The following is a 23382-nucleotide window of genomic DNA, read 5'->3' on the forward strand; positions in this document are numbered from 1 at the left end:
GAATAGCGTGAACATTGGCTGAAAGTGTTGTGTTCTGACAGCACGATCGTAGGGGAAGCGCCACAGTCCAGCGAGGTGCAGGCTTGACATCCAGCAGTCATTTTTTGACAATCGACAGTTCGTTCACTGCTGCCCGCCGCCATGCATACGCTGCAATTCGCCCTGCCGGTCCAATACATCCGCCAGATTACCGACCAGGTGCGCCGCATGAATGTGCCCCTGCCCGCGTCCTTTGTGCGCAACCGCTGGGACGCGCTGCCCGCCGGTGAGGTACAGGTGCTGGCCCTGGATGTATTCGAACAGTCGGTGCAGGACGCCATCGATGCCACCGGCGAACCGGCCTTCGGCCTGCTGGTCGGCGAGCGCATGCGAATCAATAGCCACGGCATGCTGGGCTATGCGACCATGAACAGCGCCACGCTGAGCGAAGCGATCGCCTTGATGGAGCAATACCTGCTCACCCGCACCCGCCTGGTCGCCGTGCGGCATCAGGCCAAAGGCGCGCAAGTCCAGCTGATGTTTGACGAGCTTATACCACTGCGCAAGGTACGGCAGTCCGTGCTGGAAGCGATCGTGCTGACCATCAAAAACCTGTACGACTACATTACCTCGGGCGGCGCGTCCGTCGCCTGCATCTGTTTTCCGTTTGAGGCGCCATGCTATGCCGACCTGGCGCGCGAACTGTTCAACTGCGAGGTGCGCTACGGGCAGTCCTGGTGCGGCTTCGCCTTCCCTGCCGAGGCGCTGACTGCGCCGCTGGCCATGGCCGATCCCACCACCCTGCAGCAGGCCATACAAGCATGTCAGCGCGAGATGCACAGGATGAGCGCCGATGCCGGCTGGACGGCGAAACTCACGCGTGTGATGCTGGAAAAGCAGGGACCGTTTCCCTCCCTGAACGTGGCGGCCCGGCTATTCAATCTGACGCCACGCACACTGCATCGCCGCCTGCTGGAGGAAGGCACGTCCTACCGCGAAGTGCTCGACCAGGTGCGCCATATGCTCGCGCTGGAGCACCTGAAAACGGGCAAGCTGTCGATTCCGGAAATCGCCTACCAGCTTGGCTATACCGACACCGCCAACTTCCGCCGTGCGTTTATCCGCTGGCAAGCGGTATCGCCCGCCGCGTACCAGTCAGCGCAGACTGAATCCGCGAACAACAGTTAATCTGGAACCGGGAGCAATTATCGGCTTTCCCGCTAAAAAATACCCTCATGACTGCCAGTTGGTCGTAAGATAAAAGAAAGATCATTTCTCCGTCACCAATATATGCGTATGCGCTTTTCGTGCTGTGCAATTCGCAATGGTTCTCCGGCCCGGCCACGGCGCCGCGCGTGTCTGCTTACACTGCTGGCCGGATTGCCAATGTTGACGTGCATGCCAGCGCGGGCCGACGCACCGCTTTCCGTCACCCTGACCATCCACGACTATCCGCCCTTCATTGGTCTGGACCTGCCCTACGGCGGCCTGCTCACGCGGGTGGTGGTGGAAGCGTTCAAAGCCTCCAACGTCACCGTCAAATTCGCACGTGTTTCCAGCAACCGCGCCATCACGGGTGTAATGATGGGCTTGTACGACGGCGGCTTCGGCTGGGCACATACCCCGGAGCGTGACCGCAAGCTGCTGTATTCGGATACCTCCATCTACACCTTCCGCATGGTGTTTTTCCAGCGCCGCGACATGCAGCTCAACTGGAACGCCCTGTCCGACCTGAGCAAGTACCAGATCGGCGCCACGCTCGGCGACCACTACTCCGACGAATTCTCAACACTGCACGCGCAGCGCAAGCTGCAGGTGCAGGAAGCGGCGGGAGACTTGAACAATATGCGCAAGCTGCTGCTGGGCCGCATCGATCTGTTCCCGATGGAGGAAGAAGCGGGCAAGATGCTGATACAGACCTCGCTGACGCCCACCGAGCAAGCGCGCCTGAGCTATCAGCCCAAAACGATTTCGACTGTTCCCACTTACCTGGTGCTGCGGCGCGACCTGCCCAATGCCCGCGAGCTGCTGAACCGCTTTGAGCAGGGCTACCGGCAATTGCAAAGCACGGGCCAACTGGCACGCTTGCAAGCCGAGACGCGCAAAGCCCTGCTGGATGCGGCATCACCAAAGCGCCCGGCGCCCTAGAGGAGAATCACGATGCGGCCACCTTCGATACGCGCTCTGCCCGCAGCAATCAGCCTGATATGCGGCGGTTTGGGCTGGTGCCAGGCGCAGGCACAGGACGGCCCGGTCGAACAGGTGCTGGTGACGGCGCAGAAGCGTTCCGAGGCGCTGCAAAGCGTGCCGCTCAGCGTCACCGCACTGGACTGGCGCGAACTGGAACACATGGGCGTCGAGCACCTGTCCGACATCGCGCGGCAGACGCCGGGGCTGACCGTGGTGTCATCCGGGCCGGGACAGAACATCCTGATCGTCCGCGGGATTTCCTCCGTGGCCGGCACGGCCGGCACGGTGGGCTACTATCTGGACGACACGCCCATCGCCGCGTCCAGCAACGCGTCGCTGCTGTCGCTGCGGGGCTTGATCGATCCGGCCATCTTCGATATCGCCCGCGTTGAAGTCCTGCGCGGACCGCAGGGAACGCTGTACGGTTCGAGTTCCATGGGCGGCACCGTCAAGTATGTGAGCACGCAGCCGGACCTCAACCAGCGTAGCGGCACAGCCAGCGTCGTACTGTCGCACACACAGGACGGCGGTTGGAACAAGGAAGGCAATGCCAGTATCAACGTGCCGCTCAGCGACAGCGTGGCGGCGCTACGGATCGGCATCTACTACCGCGACCAGGATGGCTATATCGACCGTTATCCGGTCGCGGCCAACAACATCCTCGCCATCGCGCCGGGCGGCGCCAGGACCAGCAACGTCAACACCGAGCAAACCAAAGGCGCACGCATCGCCCTGCGCGTCAACCTGGGCGAAGGTCTGGTGGCGACGGCGTCGCTGTACTATCAGCATATGCTGCTTGGTGCGCCGTTCCAGATCGATGTGCCGCCGGGTAGCCTGGACCGGCTGATTCAGACCCGGCTGGTAGCGGAACCCAGCGTGCAGAACTCATCGCTGTCCAACCTCACCTTGCGCAAATCCTTCGAGCGTTACGAGCTGGTGTCGTCCACCTCGTATTACGACCGCCGCGTCTCGGTGGACGAAGACGCATCCAAGGTGCTGTACTACTTCTTCTCGCCCAAGCCGCAAACTTCGGTCTACCCGGGCCGCATGCACGGCGACTACATCAACCGCGAATTCACGCAGGAAGTGCGTGTGGTGTCCGATTTCACCGGACCGCTGCAAATGATCGCCGGCGCCTACTACCATCACGTGGATGCGCCACTGGCCTCGTCGATTCCCGTGCCCGACGGGTACAACAATCAGTTTGGCACCAGCTACGACAGCTTCTTCCAAGGCGCGCGCCAGGCCACCGTACGCGAGACGGCCTTGTTCGCGGAAGGCTCCTACCAGGTGACGCCGGCATGGATAGCGCGCCTCGGTGTGCGGGCGTTCCGCGTCAACCAGGGCTTTGCGCAGCAAGGCGACGGTTTTTTCAATGGCGGTCCTTCCGCCATCACCGGCACGTCGCGCGACCGCGGCTACAACCCCAAGTTCAATCTATCGTGGCAGGCGACACCAGATGCGATGCTGTACGCAACCGTCTCCAAAGGCTATCGTCCCGGTGGCCCCAACAACCCGGCGCCCGCCGCGCTGTGCGCCAAGGAAGTCGCGACACTGGGCCTGAGCGAAAGCGCGCTGCGGACATTCTCGCCGGACACCTTGTGGAATTATGAAGCCGGCGCCAAAACCCAGTGGCTGAACAAACGTCTCACGCTGAATGGCTCGCTCTACAGCATCGACTGGAGCAAGGTGCAGCAGCAGATCGTGCTGCAATGCGGCTTCAATATCACCGCCAATTTTGGCTCGGCGCGCAGCAAGGGCGGCGAACTGGAAGCGGCATTCCAGGCCACGCGCGCACTGACGCTGCGCGCCACCGCAGGCTATGTCAGCGCAGTGCTCAATAACGACGTTCCCGGCACCGGCGCCAAACAAGGGGATACGCTGCTGGATGTGCCGCGCTGGAGCGGCAGCGTGGCGGCAGAATACAACTGGACCCTGGGCGCAAACTATGCGGGATTCGGCCGGCTTGATGCCACGTACACCGGCAGCGCCAACGCCCTGTACGACCGCAGCAGCCCGTTCTATCGCCACGCCGGATTCGCGCAAGTGAACCTCAAACTGGGCTGGCAGCCGATAGGCAAAAACCCGCGCTGGACCGCCACCGTCTTCGTCGACAACCTGCTCGACAAAATCGGCCAGACCGGCCTGCCGGTGGCACTGTTCGCCGACCTGCCCGACACGCGCCGCATCGCCGTCAACCGGCCAAGAACGATGGGACTGAAACTGGGGACGACATTCTAGCCAATAGCACCCAGCTTATGGCTCAGGAGTTCCTATCGCAAAAATGCAGTGTCCCCCTCTCCGATTTCCCTTGACGCCGAGATAGTAAGTTATTAATTTTGCATTGCAAGTAAATAACTTGCAAAACCTAACTACTACCAATACGGAGTAATTAATGACTTCTCGTCGCGATGTAATGAAGTATTCTGCTATAGCTGCACTGCTGTCCCGCTTCCCGTGGGCGAGTGCGCAAACTGCCGCAGGTCTCACGCCTGTTCAATACTGGCAACAGCAAGCCTCCTTGCGCCCGCCCAGGACGCCGACGCCGGCCCCCACCCACTATGTCGACGCAATTCGGGGGCGGGACTCATACAACGGCACCACCAAAGCATCTGCCGTGCAAACCATTGAAAGAGCAATTACGCTGTCGTCACTGACTCCGGGCACCGTTATCGCGCTGGCGAATGATTCGGTGTTTGACCTTACCAAGCCGGTTCGTTTCATTAACGTCGCAGGCACATCGGCAGCACGCATCTATCTGACCAACTACGACCCGGGCGGCGCATCGGATACGCTGCCAAAGATCCGGTATCGCTTCAAACCCACGGCGGCCCAATGGCTTTGGGATACCGAAAAACAGGCCTGGTACTTTGCGCACCCAAATGCCAGCACCTTCGGCTACGCCTATGTGCGCTTCAATGACGGCACCTGGGGCAGTTCTTACACTTACACCCAAAATTTCGGCAAGCTGAGGACCACCAAGTACGCCTATCTCTCTGACCAAGACAACAAGCGCATCTATGTGTACGCACCAGCGGAGACGAATCCGACCACCTATTACAACGGCATCACCATCGCGGGTGACGAACTCGGTTGTCTGCTGATGCAGCGTGGTGGCGCCTATGTCACAATCGAGAACATCGATTTCGAAGAATCGCCGGCGCTGGTGTCGGTCGGCGCATTTACCAATATCACGGCGGACATCGTCGATTTTGAAATCCGCAATTGCCACGGCACGAATGTCGTCGGTCTGCTGGGAGCATGGGCAGATCCGCACCAATTTACTGTCCAGGTGCATGCCCATGATTGCACGTTGCAGCACTACGCCGCCGGCGGCATCACCTTGGGAAATAATTCCCGTAACTGCGTTATTGAAGACAACTGGTTTGTCGATGGCGGCAAGGGTAACAGCTCGGCCGGCGGTGTGTATCTGCAAGAGCGGACAGTCGCCACGGCAGCCAATTTGACAGGCACGATAGTCCGAAGGAATTTTATCGATACGTACGCGCACGGCGTTGGCGACCATTCATACGATGGAGCAGGCCTCTATTGCGAGATCAATAGCGATGGCTGCCTGATCCAGAATAATATCGTGATCAACTGCCGCACCGCGCTGCAGGATAACAGCGGCAAATCCAACAAATTCGTCGGCAATCTACTGATTTGCGATCGCGCGTTGATGATTACTGATCAAACGCCAAACTACACCACGAAGACTATCTTCGACGGCAATACCGTTTACTCCCAGACCAATCGCAATGTTTATCCAGCACCAGGGGCGGCGATTAGTAGCTCCGATGCAGTAGTGGCATGGCGTATAGATACCGCTAACGCCAATTACTCATTCAAAGCCAGAGCTAATGTTATTCGTGCTGCAGGATTCGCCGGCCGACAAGCAGTCTTTTTGTTTGGCACCTCCAATGGCGCGCCTGTCCCGTTCTACGATTTAACCGGCAACACCGTTTCCAACGCGGTGCCGCTCATCCTTCCGGCCGGCACAGCGGCCGGTACTCAGCAGATGGATCTGGAAGCGCTCACGACTAACGGCTACACGGCTCCTGGAATCACGACCATCGGCAGCAGCGGATCAGTATCCAATCTCTCATTACTGGGTAACGGATTGTCTGCAAATAGCACTCGCGGCGCCATCGGATAAATCATCCATATAGGCATGTAATCGCCACTGCATGCCTACCTTCGCACACTCGCAGTGCGCCCAGCGACACGAGCAGAATTTCACCAAGTTTCGCCCTGCTCGCTTCGCTGCATCGCGACTACTGATCGTCGCAAGTGAATGGGGCCTGTTTTTTTATTTAGCGATCAGTACCGGAACGCCGGTGGTCACGCTGGTCACCGTTGTCGTTGCGTCGCCCTCCTGATTGTTCACCGTGGCATACAGACCTACTTCGCCGTCTGCATCCGCAGCGCCCACGGTAATGCTGGCGCGCCAGGTGTTACCAGGGCCGCCAGTGACATTAGCCGTACGGCCAGCAAGCGTTACCTGCGGTGGCGTTTTGGATGCCTGGTTCACCGTGAAAGACACAGTGATGACTGAGCCGGCTTTGGCCACACTGGGCGAATTACCGTCCGCCGCCATGGAAACATTCGTCACAGCGGGGATGCCGCAGGTGATGCTGTCGCCTGGCTTGACCAAGGCGCAGGAGGCCGCGACTCCGGCGCCGTTATCGGCTGCGATGCGGATCTCATCCGCGTATAGCGTGCGGTTGGAAACAATAGTGCCGCCTGGCGAATTCCCCCAGCTCCATTTGTAGTCGCCGAATTTCAGATAAGGGCCGTGTTGATTCGATTCACCTAATGAGTGGTAGATCGTGCTCCCTGTATAGTCGGCGACCTTGACGCCATTCATCCAGATTCGGACGTAGCCATCGGTGTAGTCAAATTTGGATTGAATTACCCAGTCGGTCCATTTACCTTTCAACTGACTGACCGGCACGGTGACTAGTCGGTTCTCAGCTGGACGAACGGTTTTGGATTGCGGATCGTAATAAGTGTTGGGATCTCCCACAAACAGTACGACCGATGCTTGATCGCCACGAATAGACAGGGAAAGTGGCTGCTGCGACGCGCCAGACGGCCCATCAGTCGCGCCGTGGAACTGCCAGATGACTTCATCATTGCTGGCGTTGGTTTCGTTGACCCAGTCGGCGGGCAGGTACTCGCTCAGGCCAGTCCAATATGACTTACCTAGCACATACTCGACGGCAGGCGCGTTTGGAACGGCCTCTGTACGACGGACGTCAGCATTCTGATCGCCTACGATACGATACCAATCCGAGAAATTGAAATCAAACTTGAACGCTTTGCCTCCCGCGCGCGTCGGGGCATCCACGATGCTGATGGTATTGGCTGCCCCATGCTGTATCCAACCTGGAATGAGTGACGCCTTGCCCAGCGGATTAGCCTCCAGGTCGCCGCTAAACAGCAGGGGCAAGGCCGGCGTGGCAACCTGCGCCAAAGCTGATACCGGCGACCGGTTTCCAGAGGCGTCGAATGCATATAACTTGTAGGCGTAAGCCGTGCCGGCTGCGAGGTTGGTATCGATGTAAGAATTGGCGCTGCCGGCAACTTTTGCAATCAAAGTGTCATTACGGTAAAGCAGGTAGCCCCCCGGCTGTTCGGCAGGCAGGTTCCAGGCGACGACAACGTTGGCGGGAGACAGCGCTGAAGCTGCGAACGCTTCGGGAGCGAGTGGAGCTACGGTATCGGCGACCGGTGGCGTCGTGCCGGCATAAATCGATGTCACTTCATCCGGGGACAGTACACGCTGATAGAGCGCGATATCATCCAGCATCATGTCCGGGCTGGATCCGGAAGAGGCAAACTGAAATAACTGGCCGCTGGGTGTCCAACCTGGGTTCGCTATGCCCCAGAAGAACTGGCTGGCAGCGGCGCCGTTTTTGTAGACAGTTCCGACTTTATTGAGCGAATCCCATACAAGTGCTATATGTGTCCAAGTGTTTTCATTCATGCTCAACCCCGTTGATCCGGGCAGATAAGCGCCAGTGGAATCTTGCAGGGCAATTTGCAGCGAACCTGTGGTTTGCGAGCCTGATGGCGGAACCGTACGCATGAAAATGTGGTTGCGGCTAGCCCAGTTATCCAGCACAGGAAGGTAGCTGGCATTGGTAAAGCTGCCTTTGATCCAGAAGGCTAAGCTGCCGGTACTTGGGAAGACAGCGGAGCCGATAGCGGGAAACGACAGAAATGAGCGAGTGCCCGAGGTCCCCGCCGTGCTGGAAAACTTCAGCGCGCTTCGTCCAGTGTCGCTGGTCCACAGCGCCCCGTATTGCAGTAGGCCGTTGTAGTGGTTGGCGCTGACATCGATAGCACTGTTACCGCTGCTTTCGTCGAGCTTCCAATGTCCCATCAGACCAGTTTGTGGAATGTCTGCACCAAAGGCAGGAGCCAAAGCGCCTATGGCGACAGTGGCGATGCCGGAAAAAATAGTACGTCTGAATTGCTGCATGTCGATCCTCTTGTGTATTGAGCGGGCACCAATGTTATCAAATACAGAATTAGATTAAACATTAGTTAGACATGCCGCATGGCGCAAATCGGCCAAAAAACTACGCGCATCACACGGCCTGCGGAATGCGCTCCACATCACGTCACCTGCCCCATGCGACGACGCCAAGATCATGAAGCACGCCCTACAGCACCTGGCTAGCAAACGAGCGTTCAGCAATAGTTGTCACGTAAATTTACATGCCAGCCGTGTAAATTTACACGTAGCAAACACCCAAAATTCACGTTTTATAGGAAAGACACAGGGCAAACTTGAATCATGCAGGTGGCATGAGATTTGCGAAAGTATTGAGGTCGCCGATCTACTGCAAATGGACTGCGGTGAGTCAGGTGATACGCTTTTCACTGATCGATGCGCCTTAGGGCAAGTGAGCGCTTTTACTAAATTAATCTCAAAGGAGTTGTCATGACACGTCAAATCATCGCGAAAATCGACCAACAAGGTAGTGTGGTCGCCGGCAAGGGGCTTCATTCCGACTACAAAAGCAATATCTACGTGGTCGAGTTCGATACGGGCATTTTTAAATCGACACCAGTTATCATTGCAACAACCGATACCTCATCGCTCGGCGGTACCTATACCTGCTCGGCATCGGTTCATGACGCGGGCTACGCAGGCTGTAAAATCAGCGTGCAAAACCTGAACGGCCAGGATGTAAAAGCGGCTATCAACCTGTTCGTTAGCGAAGCGGTCTGAGTAGTCGGTCTATAGATCGCCGCAGCAGAACTGCAGCCCCCTGCATGGCAGTGCCATTCAGGGGGCTTTAACACCAGCCCCAAGTTAATGGCTCGCAGTAATGCCAGCAGGCTGTATCGTGATGCGTTGGCGCAGTTTGGTTTGATTGGTTCGATGAGTGCACCGGCGAACCCTTGCAATAATGCGCAGGCGGAGAGCTTTATGAAGACCTTGAAGGTCGAGGAAGTTTATCTGGCCGGCTTCACGACGTTCCGTGATGTTGCCAATAGGCTGCCGTATTTCATCGAACAGATTTATAACGAGCGGCGCATGCATTCGGCGTTAGGCTATCAATCATCCAATAAATTCGAAGCACAACTCGCTCGCCAAGCGGCTTAAATCTGGAGACCTGATTGGTCCAGCCCGAGGCGGCAGTCCAAAAGTGGATCAGTTTTGGATGCAAATCAACACCGCGAATGTCCTTAGGGCTCCCGGAAGGGAGCGGAGGCTTACCTGAAAATTCTAAAATCCGTGTTGAAGTAGGACAGCCCCCTGAGGCGCAAAAACTTAAGTATGCTTTCTATAGTGTGAGTGCCATTGGCGGTACGCAAACGCAGTGTTCTCATCGGGGAAAGATCTTACGGATCGTCCAAGAACCCCAGCTTGTTGCACTGAATTACACTGGGATTTACGCTGGAAAACCGCCCGGTAAGCGGCGTTACGCACTTAAGCCTGACACAGGGGGCAGCAGTTCAACGCCGCACAACGCCTAACGGCGTGCGAAGAACACGCAAAGCGACTCAAAGTGCCGGTGCTAAACCAGCCGAACTAAGCCTAAGCTATCGGCCGCCCGGAACGGTTGGTTCACCGAGTCTAGCGGCTGCATTTCCGCGCCGCGCCCGTACGCCGCTTCCAACTCAGCAGGCCTAACCCGGCTAGCATCATAGACGCTATGGCAGGTTCCGGAACTGGAGCGGGCGCCTCGTTATAAATAAAATTGTCCATGGAATAGTAGGGTTTGTTTGTACTAACGAAAGTAAGCGAATCGACCAGGCCGTTGTAGCCGCTGCTGAGAAAATAGTTGGTGTCATTCGGCGTCACATCTACCGACCGCCCTACCATTTGTCCGTGGTAGAAGAGCTCGACATGCAACGTCGTCAAGGCAAAACCGGAAATGTAGGCCCCCTGGAAGGTAAAAGCCGTCGGCGAACTGACCTTCGCCTCATTCCTGGCATCGGCAGTGGAGGCGGTATACCGGCCCGATACTGCTGTGTAAGGACTAATCTCGGGAACGATAATCCATTTGTCCCAGTTTAATCCTGCATACCCGTCCGGAATGCCATAGATGCCCAGATTCTTGGTACCTGGAATATCATCGAACGTGACGACCGTGGCTGCGGCAAACTGGGATGCCAGTAACATCGCTACGGCACAAACGGACTTGTTAAACATGGCGTCTCCTGGATAGTTGATGACGGGTAATAAAGATACATATCTTAAACATGTAGCTTATACAAGTCTGTCCCCAGAACTACTGACAAATGGATGTCTAGGCACTGGCGAAGGGAATTCCAGCGCTACGCGCACCTCCAGGTTGACGCTCAACGCGCCGCGCTGGACAAGCTTCCGCAGCTGGCAGGAAAAAAGTAAATGACACCCAAAATTTTCACCCAACAAAAAAGCCGATCTGTTTAAAGATCGGCTTCGCTTGTAAGTGATTGATTTCACTTTGAATTCTTGGTGGGAGTGCAAGTTTCGAACTTGCGACCCCTGCAGTGTGAATGCTCTGAGACAAGACTCTGTGAGCTCTCCGAAGACAGCCCTCATAGGAAATGCCGCCGAGTGATGGCTCCCGCTGGCTCCCGGAAAATCCTGCAGGACTCCGTACTTACTCCGTACTCCCCTCCGAATTTTCATTGGCGCATCATGGGTGAGAGAGTCGATACCGTATCGGGCCGCGACCGCCTTAAACCGCGCCGCGAACCCTACTGGCATAGATTGAAGCGGGGCTACATGTCGGTTTCCGGAAAATGACGTCCGACGCCGTCGGTACCTGGCAGTTTCGCGTGCTGGAGAACGGCGAGAAGTGGGAAGTTTCGCTGGGACAGTTGGATGCGTTTCGGCCGAGCGATAGATTTGGCCAAGCGGTACTTACTAAATCAACAGCAAAGCGCAAATGGCTTCATCGCGGACTGATTGCGTTATGCCAAGCGCCGCCGATCGCATTGTTAAGCTCAAGTTTGTGTACCGTAAAATATAGGTCGAAATGCTTCCACTGTTGTTATTTTCAATAGCGTTGAGATGACTGGCGATGGCGGCTCTCTCGAGGGCATATTTTACGGAGGTGATAGCTGCGAATATTGGCTGTTCCCCTCACATCCAGTTTCGAGGAGTAGCTCTTAGCCTATGGAACAGTAACCACGCCGTAGGATTTCAACCCGACCGAAGGCGGCACCTCTGCCATCGATAGAATGCGCAAATGTGGAATTATGCGCTCCGATAACAGGCGCACGTGGCGCCGCAGGTCTGGTGAGCACAGTAGCACCGGCAGCATGTTCGCCTTCATCATGCGCTCCGACTCCGCAGACAAGCGCGCCTGCAGCTGGTCCGCGTACTTGGGCTCAATCACCAGATTACCGCCTGCCTCAACATTGCGTAGGCCCTGCAATAGCACTTGCTCAATGCCTGGGTCCAGCGTCATCACATTCAGTGCGCTCATGTCGCCCAACAAAGCCTGGCAGATCGCCGCACCGAGCTTCTGCCGTACGACTTCCGTCAGATATCCGAGGTCTTTGGTATTGCGGCCCATGTCGACCAGCGATTCAAGTATTACTTCCAGGTTGCGGATAGAGACTTTTTCGCGCAGCAGATTCTGCAGTACCTTCTGCACGTCGCTGACCGACAGAATGGTCGGGATGAGCTCTTCCACCAGCCCCGGCTGCTGGTCGCGCACGCGCTGCAGCAGCCGGTCTGTTTCGGTACGTGTCAGCAGCTGTGCCGACTGCTGTTTCAGCACCTCGCTCAAATGGGTAATGAACACGGTCGAGGCATCAACCAGGGTGTAGCGCGCGGCGCGTGCGATCTCGCGTTCGCTGTCCTCGATCCAGATCGCCGGCAAGCCGTAGGTCGGCTCGCGCGTGGCCACACCCTTGATCGGCCGCTGCTCGCCGCCGCCATGGATGGCCATGGTGCGGTCTATCATGATTTCACCTTTGCCGGCCGGTACGCCAAACACCTGCAACTCATAAGCGTTGGCGGCCAGCTGGGGCGCATTACGGAAGCGTATACGCGGCAGCACCATGCCGGAATCCAGCGCATACTGCTTGCGGATGGCGGCGATGCGCTCTTTGAAGACGGTCTTCTCGCCGCTTACCAGCGGCGTCAGGTTGGTGCCCACCAGCACCTCCACCGGTTCGACCTTAAGCATGTCATAGGCGCTACCCTCACCTTCCTGCCCGCCCTCTTCCGGTGCTTCCTCTGCTTTTACCGGCGCGCTCTGGTGTGCTTTACGCCGCGCCGTAAAGCCCGCTGCCAGCAAGGCGGCCAACAGCAACAGCACCGGCGTCGCCGGTATGCCTGGCAGCAGCAGCATAAATGACAGCGCCGCAGCCACGATGAACAGGGTCTTGGGAAAGGCGGTGATCTGCTTCAATACCTCACCGCTGAGGTTACCATCCGAGGCCGAACGCGTGACGATGATGCCGGTGCCGACCGAGATCACCAGCGCTGGTACCTGGGTCACAATGCCGTCGCCCACCGTCAACAGGGTAAAGGTCTGCAGTGCCTGGTCCCAGCGCATGCCCATCTGCATCACACCAATCACCAGACCGCCGACGATATTGATCAGCATGATGATGATGCCGGCAATCGCATCGCCTTTCACAAACTTGCTGGCGCCATCCATGGCGCCGTAGAAGCCACTTTCCTTCTCCAGCATCTTGCGGCGGCGCTTGGCTTCCTCCTGGTCGATGAAACCCATGTTAAGGTCGGCATCAATACTCATCTGCTGGCCCGGCATGCTGTCCAGCGTGAAACGTGCCGCCACCTCGGAGACGCGTTGCGCGCCGCTGGTGACTACCACATACTGCACCACCACCAAAATGAGAAATACAATCATGCCGATCACATAATTGCCGCCGACCACATAAGCACCAATAGCGCCAATCACATGGCCGGCATCCGCTTCCGACAGGATCAGGCGCGTTGCTGCCACGTTCAACGACAAGCGGAACAGCGTCGCCACCAGCAGCAGCGAAGGGAAAGTCGAGAACTCGACCGGCCGCGCGATGTAAAACGTCAGCAACAGAATTAACAGCGCGAAACTGATGTTGCTCAGGATTAGAAAGTCGAGCAGGCCGGAAGGTATCGGCACAAACAACACCGTCAGGATGCCTACCACCAGCAACGCCAGCACCAGGTCGGTGTTCTGGTTAAAAATACGACGAAGAGACAACATCAACCTACCCTTTGTGAAGCGCGTTTGGCATCGCGCATTGTATAAACCCAAACCATGATCTTGGCGACCTGCGGATACAGCTGCTCGGGCACGTAGCCGTCATAATCGACCTGGCGGAATAGCGCCCGCGCCAGCGTGCGGTTCTGGACAATGGGAATCTGCTGACGCGCGGCCAGCGCGCGCATCTCGCGCGCCACCTGGCCGGCGCCCTTGGCCACCACCTGCGGCGCAGCCGAACTCCCGTGGCAATAGCTGAGCGCCACGGCCAACCGGGTCGGATTGGTGATCAGCACATCTGCGCTGGACACCTTGGCCATCGACTTGCTACGCTTGAGCATTTCCTTGCGCAGCTCACGGATACGCGAACGGATGCGCGGATCGCCCTCGCGGTTCTTGGACTCGTCCTTCACGTCGCGCTTGCTCATGCGCATGCGTTTGGCAAATTCCCAGCGCGTAAAGCCAACGTCAATCAGCGCAATACACAGCAATGTCAGCACCAGCTTGACCAGCAGCGCGGCGCTCAGCGCAATCACGGTGCGCAGATAGCCCTTGGGCTCACCCGCTGACAGCCCCATCAGTCCGGGGACGCTGTCACGCACCAGCACGAACACCACCACGCCCAATATCACCAGCTTGAGGATGCTTTTGCCCGAGTCAAACAGGGTCCGCATGGAAAACACACGCTTGAAGCCACCCACGGGATTGAGCCGCTCCAGATCGGGCTTGAGTGGATGCATGCTAAAGATGGGGCCGGTCTGTACCAGATTGGTCAGTACGGCCACCACCACCAGCGTCAGGAATAACGGCCCCAGCACATGCAAGGCGCCGCTCAGCAGTTGCCCCAGCCAGGCAGCCACAGAGTCCACACGCCATTGCTGGCGGCCGGCGCTGGCCAGCAGGCGCTGCTGCATGACCAGCGTCTGCCGCACCGCCTCCCAGCCGCTGGCATAAATGGTCACCACCAGCGCGGCCATCATGGCCATCGCATTGAAGTCGTTACTGCGGGCAACCGAGCCTTTCTTGCGTGCTTCGGCCAGCTTATATGGCGTGGCCTGTTCCGATAAATCGGCATCCTGTTCGGCCATTTACGTCAACACCTGTTCCCAATAAATAAAAATCGACGCGTATACGCGCGTCATGACTGGCTCTAAACTACCCACGGTCAGCGCCAGCACCGCCAGCGCCACCACAATCTTGACCGGCACGCCGACCACAAACACATTCATCTGCGGCAGCACACGCGACACCACGGCCAGCCCGGTTTCCGCCAGCAGCAGACACAGCACGACCGGAATGACCAGTGCCACGCCCAGCGAAAACATCAGACCGAACTGACGAATCACGGCCTCCACATCGAACCCGTGCAGACCGCTGCCGGGCGCTAGCTGATGCAGCGAAAACACCATGCCGCGCAACAGTGCATGGTGGGCGTCAAGGCCAAAGAAGACCGCCACAGCCACCAGGTTGAGCAAGGTGGCAAACAGCGGCGCACCGCCGCGCGTGACTGGATCATAGATATTGCCGAGGCCGAAACCACTCTGTACGTCAAGCAGCTTGCCGCCCACGGAAAAGGCGCCAAACGCAGCAAATACGCCAAATGCCAGCGTCAGCCCGATCGCCAGCTCGCACAGCGCGGCCACCAGCACCGGCCCCAGGGCCAATGCCGGCGGCGGTAGCATCACGCCTGGCGCGCTGACCAGCACCGCGCTCAACGCCAGCGTCAGCAGTACGCGCACCGCGACCATCCCGCTCAGATTGCTGAACAGGGGCGAGAGCAGCAGTACCACCCCCAGCCGTATGCTGGTGAAGAAGACTGCCAGTATCCAGGCCGTATCGATATTGATCGCCATGCGGCCGTCCTAAAAATAGCGCGGAATGTTAGCGATCAGATTGGTGGCAAAGCCGGCCAGGCGTTTCAGCATCCACGGTCCGCACACAACCAACACGACCACTGCGGCAATCACCTTGGGTATGAAGGTCAGCGACGCCTCCTGCACCTGGGTCACCACCTGGATCACACTGACCAGCAGGCCCACCGCCAGCGTCACAGCCAGCAGCGGCGCCGAAATCAGCAGCGCATTCCACAGCAGGTCGGCCAGCAGCTGCATGGCCAGGTCCGGCCTCACAGCCCGGCTCCCGTGGCCGGCGCCACATATGCAAGACATCTCATTTGAGTAAATCGCCCAGGTTCTGGCCGAGTGCCCCCCGCCGCGTGGAAAGCAGGCGGCGGGCCAGCGCGCGGAAACGCACCGGGTCCGCCGTCTCGCCGGCGAGTACCATTTGCGCATAGCGGGCCGACAGACCGTCCGCGTCCAGACGCAGTGCCCGCTCGATGCAAGCCTCGGCCTGCGCGCGCTGGCCCCGGTGTGCATGCACCACGGCCATGCCGCCATGGCTTTCGCCAAAGTTGCGGTCAAGATCAAGCGCTGCCTGAAACGCCTGGGCGGCGCTGTCGATCTGCCCCGCCAGCAAGCGGCTCCAGGCCAGCAGATGCCAGCTGCCAATATGGTCGGGCATATGGTGCACGGCCTGCTCCAGTTGCTCGCTGGCGCCGGCCAGATCGTTGCGCAGCAGGCTCGCGGCACCCAGGCCCGACCAGCTGCGTCCTTGCGCCGGGTTGGCGGCCAACGCCTGCTGGAAATAGCTGCTGGCCGCATCGCTGTCGGTGCGCGCCAACGCCAGCGAGCCGGCTGTGACCAGCGCCTCCAGCGGCAAACCCTGGGCGCCAGCCGCGCTGGCGGCCGCCAGCGCCGCCTCACTCCATTGCTGGGCCTGCTCCAGCTGGTCGGCGTCAAAACCGGCCAGGCTGGCTGCGGCCAGCAACATGGCGTCATTGCCGCAGTGCTGCTGCAAGCGGGCCGCCAGCGCGACGGCGCGTTCCGGTTCGCCCATATGGTGCAGCGCGCGCACCAGCAGTGTCGCCATCGGTGCCGTTAGCTGCGCCGCGTCGGCGTAGGGCGCCAGCCCCGCATACGCGTCGGCATAACGGCCCAGCCAGACATAAGCATATGCCAGGTTGTAGGCCAGATTGATGTCGGCATGCCGTGCCATCACCGTGCTCAACACCGCCGCTGCTTCAGCCCACTGCCGCCGCGCCAGATGCACCGTACCTAGCCGCGCCAAGAAGAAGGCATCCTCCGGGTAGCGCTGCAGCGCGTCGCGCACATGGCGCTCCGCGCGCTCGGCCTCGCCGGCCACAAGGCTGAGGTCGATCACGCGCGCCAGCAGCTCATTGTTGGCAGGGTCTGCCGCCAGATAGCTCTCGCTGCGCGCCAGTTGTTGCAATACGTCCTGCATGTTTCATCCTTATACTTGTCTATGGTTCTGCCAACAATTGCTCGATGGCGCGCGCCACCAGCGCGCCGCAGCCGGGATCGGCTTCCATGGCAAGCTGGATATCGTTCACCATCTGGAAGAAGCGCGGGTCGTTGACCAGGCCCTCGCCGAGCTGCGCCAGCAGCACCGCCTCCAGAAATACCCGGAACGCCTTACGGCCGCGCTGCGGGTCATCGCGGCCAATCTGCTGCACCCGTGTGCCGATCAGCGCCGCCAGATTTTCCTGGGCATAGCGGGCGGCGGCCGTGCCTGCGGCCGGGCGCCGTCCGCTGTTGCCGACCTGCGCGCCATCCGGTGCGCGCGCGGTCAGCTGGCGCTGGATTACCTTGACCAGCTGCGCGACCGAACCTATCGTTGAGCTCATGACGCGCTCCCGTGCTTAGTGGCGCATGCCGGTGTAGGCCGACAACAGCAAGTGCTGGCTATCGTCTTCCACCGCAGGCGCTGCCGCAGCGGTACCATCGGCCTGGCGCTGTTCGATCTGGCGCAGGATGGCCTGCATATCATGGTTCAGTGGTGGATTGACCTGGTTCAGCGCCACGCCCTGGCTCAGGCTCTCCACAGCCGGCGCCAGCCGTTCACCGATCAGGTGACGCAACCCGGCGCCAAAATGATGCAGCGGATTGCCAGCATCGAGCTGGACCAGCACGGCCAGCACCTCATCGGCGCGCGCCGCCTGGTTGGCGCCCAGCAGCAGCATGCCCAGTTGCAAGCGTGCCACCGACAGCGATGGATCGAGCGCAATCGCCGCTTCCATCGCACCAATGGCGCGCTCGTACATCTTGATCTGGGCGTACTCGGCCCCCAGCAGATAGTGGGCCTGGGCGCTGGCGTCCGGGCGTGCCACGGCTTCCTTCCAGTAGGCGATGGCGCTGGCGGAGTCGTTGGCGGCGCTGGCATTGAGCGCCAGTTGCTGCAATTCCGCCTGGTCGAGCATGGCGAGCGTGTTGTGGTTCATAGTCTTCCCTTCCCGTTGTGTAGTACGGCGGCAATGGCCGCTTTTTCCTGCTGTGGACTGCACGGCGTCTGTCGGCGCGCTAGCCACTCCAGTCCAGCTCCGGCTGCGCCAGCATGAGCTGGCGCAGCCGCAGCAAGGCTTCCTTGTGCAGCTGCGCGATGCGGCCACGTGACACCTGCAGCAAACCGGCGATCTCATCGAACGGCATGTGCTGCAGGTAGTGACAGGCGATCACGCGACGCTGCTTGTCCGGCAATTGCGTCACCAGGCTTTTGAGACGCTCGCGCAGCTGGCGCAGTTCCACCCCGGCGTAGGTATTGTCGCGGTAGGATGCGGTGTCGTCCCCCGTATGGAACATGCCGGAGTCTTCCAGCGCAAAGCCGACCGCCAGGCCGATCGCCAGGTCCGCCAGATAGCCGAACAGTGCGTCCGGTTCGCTGAGTTCCGGGGCGGATTGCTGCAGCGAGGCCAGACGGGTTTCCACCAGCCGCTTGCGTGCCGCCACTTGTTCATGCACCTCGCTGTAATTCTCCATGCCGCTGAGTATAGCGCCGTTGATGCGGCGCGCCGCGTAGGTCTCAAACTTGAAGCCACGTCCGGCATCGAAACGGTCCACTGCCTGCAACAGGCCACTGCGCGCAAATTGCAAATAATCGTCAAATTCCACCTGCGGATGGGTGCGGCCAGCGTACATCTTGGCGGCCAGCATGCGTGCAAACGGCAGGTACAGCAGCACCAGCCGTTCGCGCAGCTGTGGCTCGCGGCCGTGGGCGTACGCCGCCCACAACCCGCGCGCCTGGTCCTCTGCCTCCATGTGCATGCTGCTTCCCATGGCCGCCTAGTTAAAGGTACCCAGCAGGGCGCGCACCACCAGACTCCAGCCGTCGATGAGCACAAACATGAGTATTTTAAGCGGCAGCGCGATCGACGCCGGCGGCACCATCATCATGCCCAACGCCATCAGCGCGCCGGAAACGATCAGGTCGACCAGCACGAACGGCAGGAAGATCACAAAGCCAATCTGGAACGCCGAGCGCAGTTCGGACAGCATAAAGGCTGGAATCAGCTGTACCACGCTGATATCGTCCATGCTGCGCGGCTGCTCCGCCTTGGCCAGTTCCACCATGAGCGCCAGGTCTTGCTCGCGCGTCTGCCGCACCATGAATTCACGCAGCGGCGCCAAGCCGCGCTGGCCGGCCGTCTCGGTAGAAATCTTACCAGCCATATAGGGCTGCAGCGCCTGCTGGTTGATCTGCTGCAGCGCGGGCGACATGGTGAACATGGTCAGGAACAGCGCCAGACTGATGATCACGGTGTTGGGCGGCGTCTCCGGCATGCCGAGCGCGTGGCGCAGCATGGACAGCACAATCACAATCCGGATGAACGAGGTCATACACATGAGAATGGCCGGCGCCAGGCTCAGCACTGTCAGCCCCAGCAGTATCTTCAGTGCCGACGACACTTCCGTCGGCGTACCGGCGCCGCCGGCCAGCCGCAGCTGCATGCCCGGCAGCGACAGTGCCGTACTATCCGGCACGGCGGCCTGCACCACCGATGCTATGCCCAGCAATACGGCGCCCAGCAGCAGCCAGACGGCGTGACGCCGCTTCATGCCGCCTCCTGCGGGACCGGCACGGACTGGCACGGCGCACTGGCCAGGCAGCTGACACCGTGCTCGCCTTGCGCGATCAGGTGCTGCTGTCCGCCGAACTCCACCACTGCCAGCAAGGTACGCGGCCCCAGGCGCTGGGTTTCCAGCACCTGCAGATGACGCACCGGGGCACTGCCGCTGCGCTGCAGATTAAGACGCTTGCGCACCACCAGTACCGCCGCGATCGCCAGCAGCGACAGCAGCAGCACGCCCAGCGCACCACCAGGCAGCGCTGCGGCGGCGCCATTGTCATGCTTGAACGGTATCGGTTCAGCGGCGGCCAGCCCGCTCGCCGCCAGCGCCAATGCGCCTGCCTGCCAGCGCATCATGCCTGCACAGCCGTGGCGATTTCGGTGATGCGCACACCAAAGTTGTCCTCCACCACCACCAGTTGGCCGCGCGCCACCACGCTGCCATTGAGCATGACGTCCACCGGATAATCGGCCTTACGGTCAATTTTCAGCAGCGACGCTGGCGTCAGCGACATCAGCTCACCCACCGTGGAACGGGCCGTCCCCACCATCACCTGCAAGCTGACCTGGACCCCGTCCAGCAGACCGAGGTTGCCGCCCAGCAGAGCGGCGCCGGACGCCGCAGACGGCGCCAGTTCAGCCAGCTCAACCAGCTCAGTCACCGCCGTGGCGGAAGTAGATTTACTGCTCATGCTTTACTCCATCATTAAAATCGTGGACCAGCAGCTCCAACGCCATGACGTCGCCACTGCGGCCCAAGTAACCATCAAACAACGCGATCCCGGAGGGACTATTCACCGGCAATGCACGGTCCGCCGCGCGATCGAGCCGTATCACATCGCCTACTTGCAGCCGCACCAGGCTGCCAAGGTCCACCGCAGCCTGGCCCAGCGCCACCGGCAGGGCTACGGGCTGGGCCGCCAGCAGGCGTGGCAGGTCGACCGGTGCCAGCGGCGCATCGGGCGCCCGCACCAGCTGGCCGCGCGTCGTCAGTTGCGCCAGCAACGCCTGCACCGCAGCGTCATTGAGCAACAGCTGGGTGCTGTGCCGCCCCAGCTGCAGCTGCACCAGCAGCGCCCCCGAGGCATAGCGCCACACTGACGCTGGCGGCGGCGTAGCCGCAGCGGCCGCCACGCCCACCGGCAAGGCAGCGGCTGCCAGCCGCTCCAGCAAGTCGTGCCAGGCGGCCGTGCCAGCTGCCTGAGCGCTATGCGGTACGCCGGACTGGGCGGTGTACTGGCGCTCGACGCCAAACAGCAAGCGCTGTACCTGGCCCGGCATCTCGGCCGGCCAGGCCAGCATCAGCAGGCCCGCGCCCGCCTGCCACGACTGCTGCCACTGCGGCGGCGGCAACTGCGCTTCGCCGTCCCAGGCACGGCGGCACACCAGTACCAGCTCGTCGCACGCGCCGCCCCAATCGGCGCACCAGGTCCGTACCACCGGCTCCAGCAGGCGCCGCACGCTGAGCAGCACATCGTCGCCCAGCAGCGTATAGGCGCGCTGCTGCATCAACGGTGTCCTTTCATGTCAAACAATTCCTGAATCATGTCGTTGGTGGTGCTGATCACGTGCGAGGCGGCCTGATAACCGCGCTGCATGACGATCAGATTGCTGAATTCCTCGGCCAGGTCGACGTTGGAACCTTCGCGGTGGCCCGACACCAGGCTGCCATAGGCGTCCGTGCCCGCATAGCCGTAAGACACGGCGCCGGTTTTGGTCTTGCTAAACGCTGCGCCGTTGTCCTGCACCAGATCGTCCTCGGTGACAAACTGGGCCAGGGCAAGGCGCTGGCCCTTGCCCTTTTCACCGTTTGAATAGGTAACGTTGATAAAACCATCGCTGCCGATTGTCTGCGCGGTGCGTACGCCCGCCACACGGCCGTCGGCGCTGCCCATCTGCAAATTGGTGGTGGCCGGATTATTGCTGGTCTTGGAAAAGTCCAGCTTGACGGTAAACGGCGGTACCCCAGCCGTGCTGTACTGGAAAGTGAACGCATTGTTGGATACCGAGGGCTGGCCACCCGAATAGCGCAGCGTGCCCGTACCCAGCGTAGCGCCGCCGGTCACGCCGTCGGTCACGGTCACCGTGTAGGCGCCGCCGCCGATATCCTTGAAACTCAGGTTGACGGTATGGCTGCCGCCGACCAGGTCGACAATCGGCACGCCGTTGACCGTGGCGTCCACCGGCGGCACCGCCACATTGGACGTCAGGTTGTTGTTGAAGCTCACTGTGGTGGTAACCTTGGCCGGGTTGCTGCCGAGCGCGTCCAGCGTGATATCAGTCAGCTCACCGCCGGCGCTGAGCGCCTGCACGTGGTCGCCATTACCGTTGACCAGCACCTCCTTGCCATTGAAGCTGAAGTCGCCGGCACGCGTATAGCGCAACTCGCCGTCGCGGCGCACCACGAACATGCCGTTGCCATTGATGCTCTGGTCCAGCGCGTTGCCGGTGGACTGGTCGCTGCCCGGCCGGAAGTTGAGTTGAGCGCCCAGCGTGGTCACGCCCTGGCCCGCCGCTGCCTGCGGTTCGCCGTGGCCGGCGGTGACGCCGCCGCCCTGTTCAAACAAGGCGCCGAAGCGCAACTGCGCGCCCTTGAAACCCGGCGTATTGACGTTGGCCAGATTGTTGCTGACGATCTTGAGGCCTTTGGCATTGCCCAGCAGGCCGGAGGTGCCGATGTAGAGCGTATCGAACATGAAAATTCCTTATGGGCGGATGTTGAGGATCTGCGACGGGCTGATGTTGTTCTGGAACGCGCCACTGGCCGTGGTCACGGTCAGCTTCGGTGTACCGCTGGACACGTCCAGCGCCGTCACCCGCCCCGAGACAATGAACCCGTTCTGGTTGACGTCCACGGTTTTGCCCAGCAGTCCCACCGATTGCTGCGATGATTGCACCGTCAGCAGGTCGTCGATCTTGACGTTGAGCTGGCGGCTTTGCTCGAGCGTTGCAAACTGGGCGATCTGGGCCACAAACTCCTGGTTGTCGACCGGTTTCAGCGGGTCCTGGTTATTCAGCTGCGAGGTCAGAATCTTCAAAAAGTCCTGGATAGCGATATTGCTCGATTGCGCAGGGGTGCCCGTGCCCACGGCAGGGATGGAACTGATGGCCATTTAGAATGCTCCGTTCAAATAAGGGGTTAACCGCGCAACCGGCGCGGCAACGCCGGTCTCGTCGGCGTCGGCGTCGGCGTCGGCGTCGGTGCGCTCTTGGCTGGCACGCGCCGCCGGCAGCGTCTGGCGGCGACCATTCACCGTCAGCGCGGTCAGCGGTGTGCCCGCGCTGCCCAGTTCGCTGGCCATGGCGCGTACCAGTTGCTGGGCTTGCTGCTGGCCGAGACTGGCATCGCGCACCCAGGCTTGCACGCCGTCGGCATCGCGATACACATGCAGCAGGCGCGCGGCGTATTGCTGGTCGTCGCCAGCGAAGGTGGGCGCCGCCGGCAGGTCGGCCACTGCGGCATGGTCGGCGCCGGCCAATGCCGGTTCGGGTGCCGCCGGTGCGCCAGCGCCGCCCGGCAACCAGCCGGCGTTGGCTGGCACCGGCGATACCCTGGCGTTGGTGCCGAGACTGTCGGCGCCCTGCGGCGCGCTGCTGGCCAAGGCCGGGCTGGCGGCC

The 23382-nt window shown here is 60.4% G+C and carries 23 protein-coding genes; 6 read left to right on the forward strand and 17 right to left on the reverse strand.

The window, feature by feature from the left end; all coding sequences use genetic code 11:
- Window positions 1–141 precede the first annotated feature (141 nt).
- The 4 genes from GTP58_RS09465 to GTP58_RS09480 all read left to right on the forward strand — a co-directional run bounded on the left by GTP58_RS09465 (window position 142) and on the right by GTP58_RS09480 (window position 6325).
- Window positions 142–1167: an AraC family transcriptional regulator gene (locus GTP58_RS09465; protein WP_161077194.1), complete on the forward strand. Its 1026-nt coding sequence runs from the start codon at window positions 142–144 to the stop codon at window positions 1165–1167.
- A gap of 198 nt (window positions 1168–1365) precedes the next feature.
- Window positions 1366–2127, forward strand: a complete 762-nt coding sequence (locus GTP58_RS09470) for an ABC transporter substrate-binding protein (protein WP_229215474.1) — start codon at window positions 1366–1368, stop codon at window positions 2125–2127.
- Window positions 2128–2139: 12 nt separating this feature from the next.
- The gene (locus tag GTP58_RS09475) at window positions 2140–4410 is read left to right on the forward strand and encodes a TonB-dependent receptor (RefSeq protein WP_161077195.1); all 2271 of its coding nucleotides are present in this window, start codon (window positions 2140–2142) and stop codon (window positions 4408–4410) included.
- Between the two features lie 154 nt (window positions 4411–4564).
- A complete protein-coding gene (locus tag GTP58_RS09480; protein WP_161077196.1) occupies window positions 4565–6325 on the forward strand; it encodes a hypothetical protein in 1761 nt (586 codons plus the stop codon).
- 153 nt (window positions 6326–6478) lie between these two features.
- Here GTP58_RS09480 and GTP58_RS09485 read toward each other — a convergent pair whose 3' ends face one another.
- Complete coding sequence (locus GTP58_RS09485) at window positions 6479–8656, reverse strand: heparin lyase I family protein (RefSeq protein WP_161077197.1); 2178 nt, start codon at window positions 8654–8656, stop codon at window positions 6479–6481.
- A gap of 465 nt (window positions 8657–9121) precedes the next feature.
- On the opposite strand from GTP58_RS09485, the gene GTP58_RS09490 reads away from it, so the two are divergent.
- Window positions 9122–9412, forward strand: a complete 291-nt coding sequence (locus GTP58_RS09490) for a hypothetical protein (protein ID WP_161077198.1) — start codon at window positions 9122–9124, stop codon at window positions 9410–9412.
- Between the two features lie 87 nt (window positions 9413–9499).
- The gene (locus GTP58_RS09495; protein WP_161077199.1) at window positions 9500–9790 is read left to right on the forward strand and encodes an integrase core domain-containing protein; all 291 of its coding nucleotides are present in this window, start codon (window positions 9500–9502) and stop codon (window positions 9788–9790) included.
- Window positions 9791–10264: 474 nt separating this feature from the next.
- On the opposite strand, the gene GTP58_RS09500 is transcribed toward GTP58_RS09495, so the two are convergent.
- From GTP58_RS09500 to GTP58_RS09575, 16 genes are all read right to left on the reverse strand, one after another.
- A complete protein-coding gene (locus tag GTP58_RS09500) occupies window positions 10265–10843 on the reverse strand; it encodes a PEP-CTERM sorting domain-containing protein (protein ID WP_161077200.1) in 579 nt (192 codons plus the stop codon).
- 952 nt (window positions 10844–11795) lie between these two features.
- On the reverse strand, window positions 11796–13847 hold the full coding sequence (flhA, locus tag GTP58_RS09505) for a flagellar biosynthesis protein FlhA (protein WP_161077201.1): 2052 nt from the start codon (window positions 13845–13847) through the stop codon (window positions 11796–11798).
- A complete protein-coding gene (locus tag GTP58_RS09510; protein WP_161077202.1) occupies window positions 13847–14932 on the reverse strand; it encodes a flagellar biosynthesis protein FlhB in 1086 nt (361 codons plus the stop codon). The genes flhA and GTP58_RS09510 overlap by 1 nt, the downstream gene beginning before the upstream one ends.
- A complete protein-coding gene (locus GTP58_RS09515) occupies window positions 14933–15697 on the reverse strand; it encodes a flagellar biosynthetic protein FliR (protein ID WP_161077203.1) in 765 nt (254 codons plus the stop codon).
- A gap of 9 nt (window positions 15698–15706) precedes the next feature.
- Window positions 15707–15973: a flagellar biosynthesis protein FliQ gene (gene fliQ / locus GTP58_RS09520; protein ID WP_161077204.1), complete on the reverse strand. Its 267-nt coding sequence runs from the start codon at window positions 15971–15973 to the stop codon at window positions 15707–15709.
- 40 nt (window positions 15974–16013) lie between these two features.
- The gene (locus GTP58_RS09525; protein WP_161077205.1) at window positions 16014–17144 is read right to left on the reverse strand and encodes a tetratricopeptide repeat protein; all 1131 of its coding nucleotides are present in this window, start codon (window positions 17142–17144) and stop codon (window positions 16014–16016) included.
- Window positions 17145–17163: 19 nt separating this feature from the next.
- Window positions 17164–17547 (reverse strand): hypothetical protein, encoded by a 384-nt coding sequence (locus GTP58_RS09530; RefSeq protein ID WP_161077206.1) that lies wholly within the window; start codon window positions 17545–17547, stop codon window positions 17164–17166.
- Window positions 17548–17562: 15 nt separating this feature from the next.
- A complete protein-coding gene (locus tag GTP58_RS09535; RefSeq protein WP_161077207.1) occupies window positions 17563–18141 on the reverse strand; it encodes a hypothetical protein in 579 nt (192 codons plus the stop codon).
- A gap of 79 nt (window positions 18142–18220) precedes the next feature.
- Complete coding sequence (locus GTP58_RS09540) at window positions 18221–18961, reverse strand: sigma-70 family RNA polymerase sigma factor (RefSeq protein WP_161077208.1); 741 nt, start codon at window positions 18959–18961, stop codon at window positions 18221–18223.
- A gap of 18 nt (window positions 18962–18979) precedes the next feature.
- Window positions 18980–19753 carry a flagellar type III secretion system pore protein FliP gene (fliP, locus tag GTP58_RS09545; protein ID WP_161077209.1) on the reverse strand — a complete coding sequence of 258 codons (774 nt, stop codon included), beginning with the start codon at window positions 19751–19753 and terminating at the stop codon, window positions 18980–18982.
- Window positions 19750–20121 (reverse strand): flagellar biosynthetic protein FliO, encoded by a 372-nt coding sequence (locus GTP58_RS09550; protein WP_161077210.1) that lies wholly within the window; start codon window positions 20119–20121, stop codon window positions 19750–19752. Before GTP58_RS09550 ends, fliP begins: the two co-directional genes overlap by 4 nt.
- The gene (locus GTP58_RS09555; protein WP_161077211.1) at window positions 20118–20456 is read right to left on the reverse strand and encodes a FliM/FliN family flagellar motor switch protein; all 339 of its coding nucleotides are present in this window, start codon (window positions 20454–20456) and stop codon (window positions 20118–20120) included. The genes GTP58_RS09550 and GTP58_RS09555 overlap by 4 nt, the downstream gene beginning before the upstream one ends.
- A complete protein-coding gene (locus tag GTP58_RS09560; protein WP_161077212.1) occupies window positions 20446–21273 on the reverse strand; it encodes a FliM/FliN family flagellar motor C-terminal domain-containing protein in 828 nt (275 codons plus the stop codon). The genes GTP58_RS09555 and GTP58_RS09560 overlap by 11 nt, the downstream gene beginning before the upstream one ends.
- Complete coding sequence (locus tag GTP58_RS09565) at window positions 21273–22460, reverse strand: flagellar hook-basal body complex protein (protein WP_161077213.1); 1188 nt, start codon at window positions 22458–22460, stop codon at window positions 21273–21275. The genes GTP58_RS09560 and GTP58_RS09565 overlap by 1 nt, the downstream gene beginning before the upstream one ends.
- A 9-nt stretch (window positions 22461–22469) precedes the next feature.
- Window positions 22470–22877 carry a flagellar hook assembly protein FlgD gene (locus GTP58_RS09570; protein ID WP_161077214.1) on the reverse strand — a complete coding sequence of 136 codons (408 nt, stop codon included), beginning with the start codon at window positions 22875–22877 and terminating at the stop codon, window positions 22470–22472.
- Window positions 22878–23382: hypothetical protein (locus GTP58_RS09575; RefSeq protein WP_202413527.1), on the reverse strand; the 505-nt coding region annotated here is incomplete at its 5' end. It abuts the gene before it with no gap.

Source organism: Duganella sp. CY15W (assembly GCF_009857555.1).
In the GTDB taxonomy this organism is placed as follows: Bacteria; Pseudomonadota; Gammaproteobacteria; order Burkholderiales; family Burkholderiaceae_D; genus Rugamonas; species Rugamonas sacchari.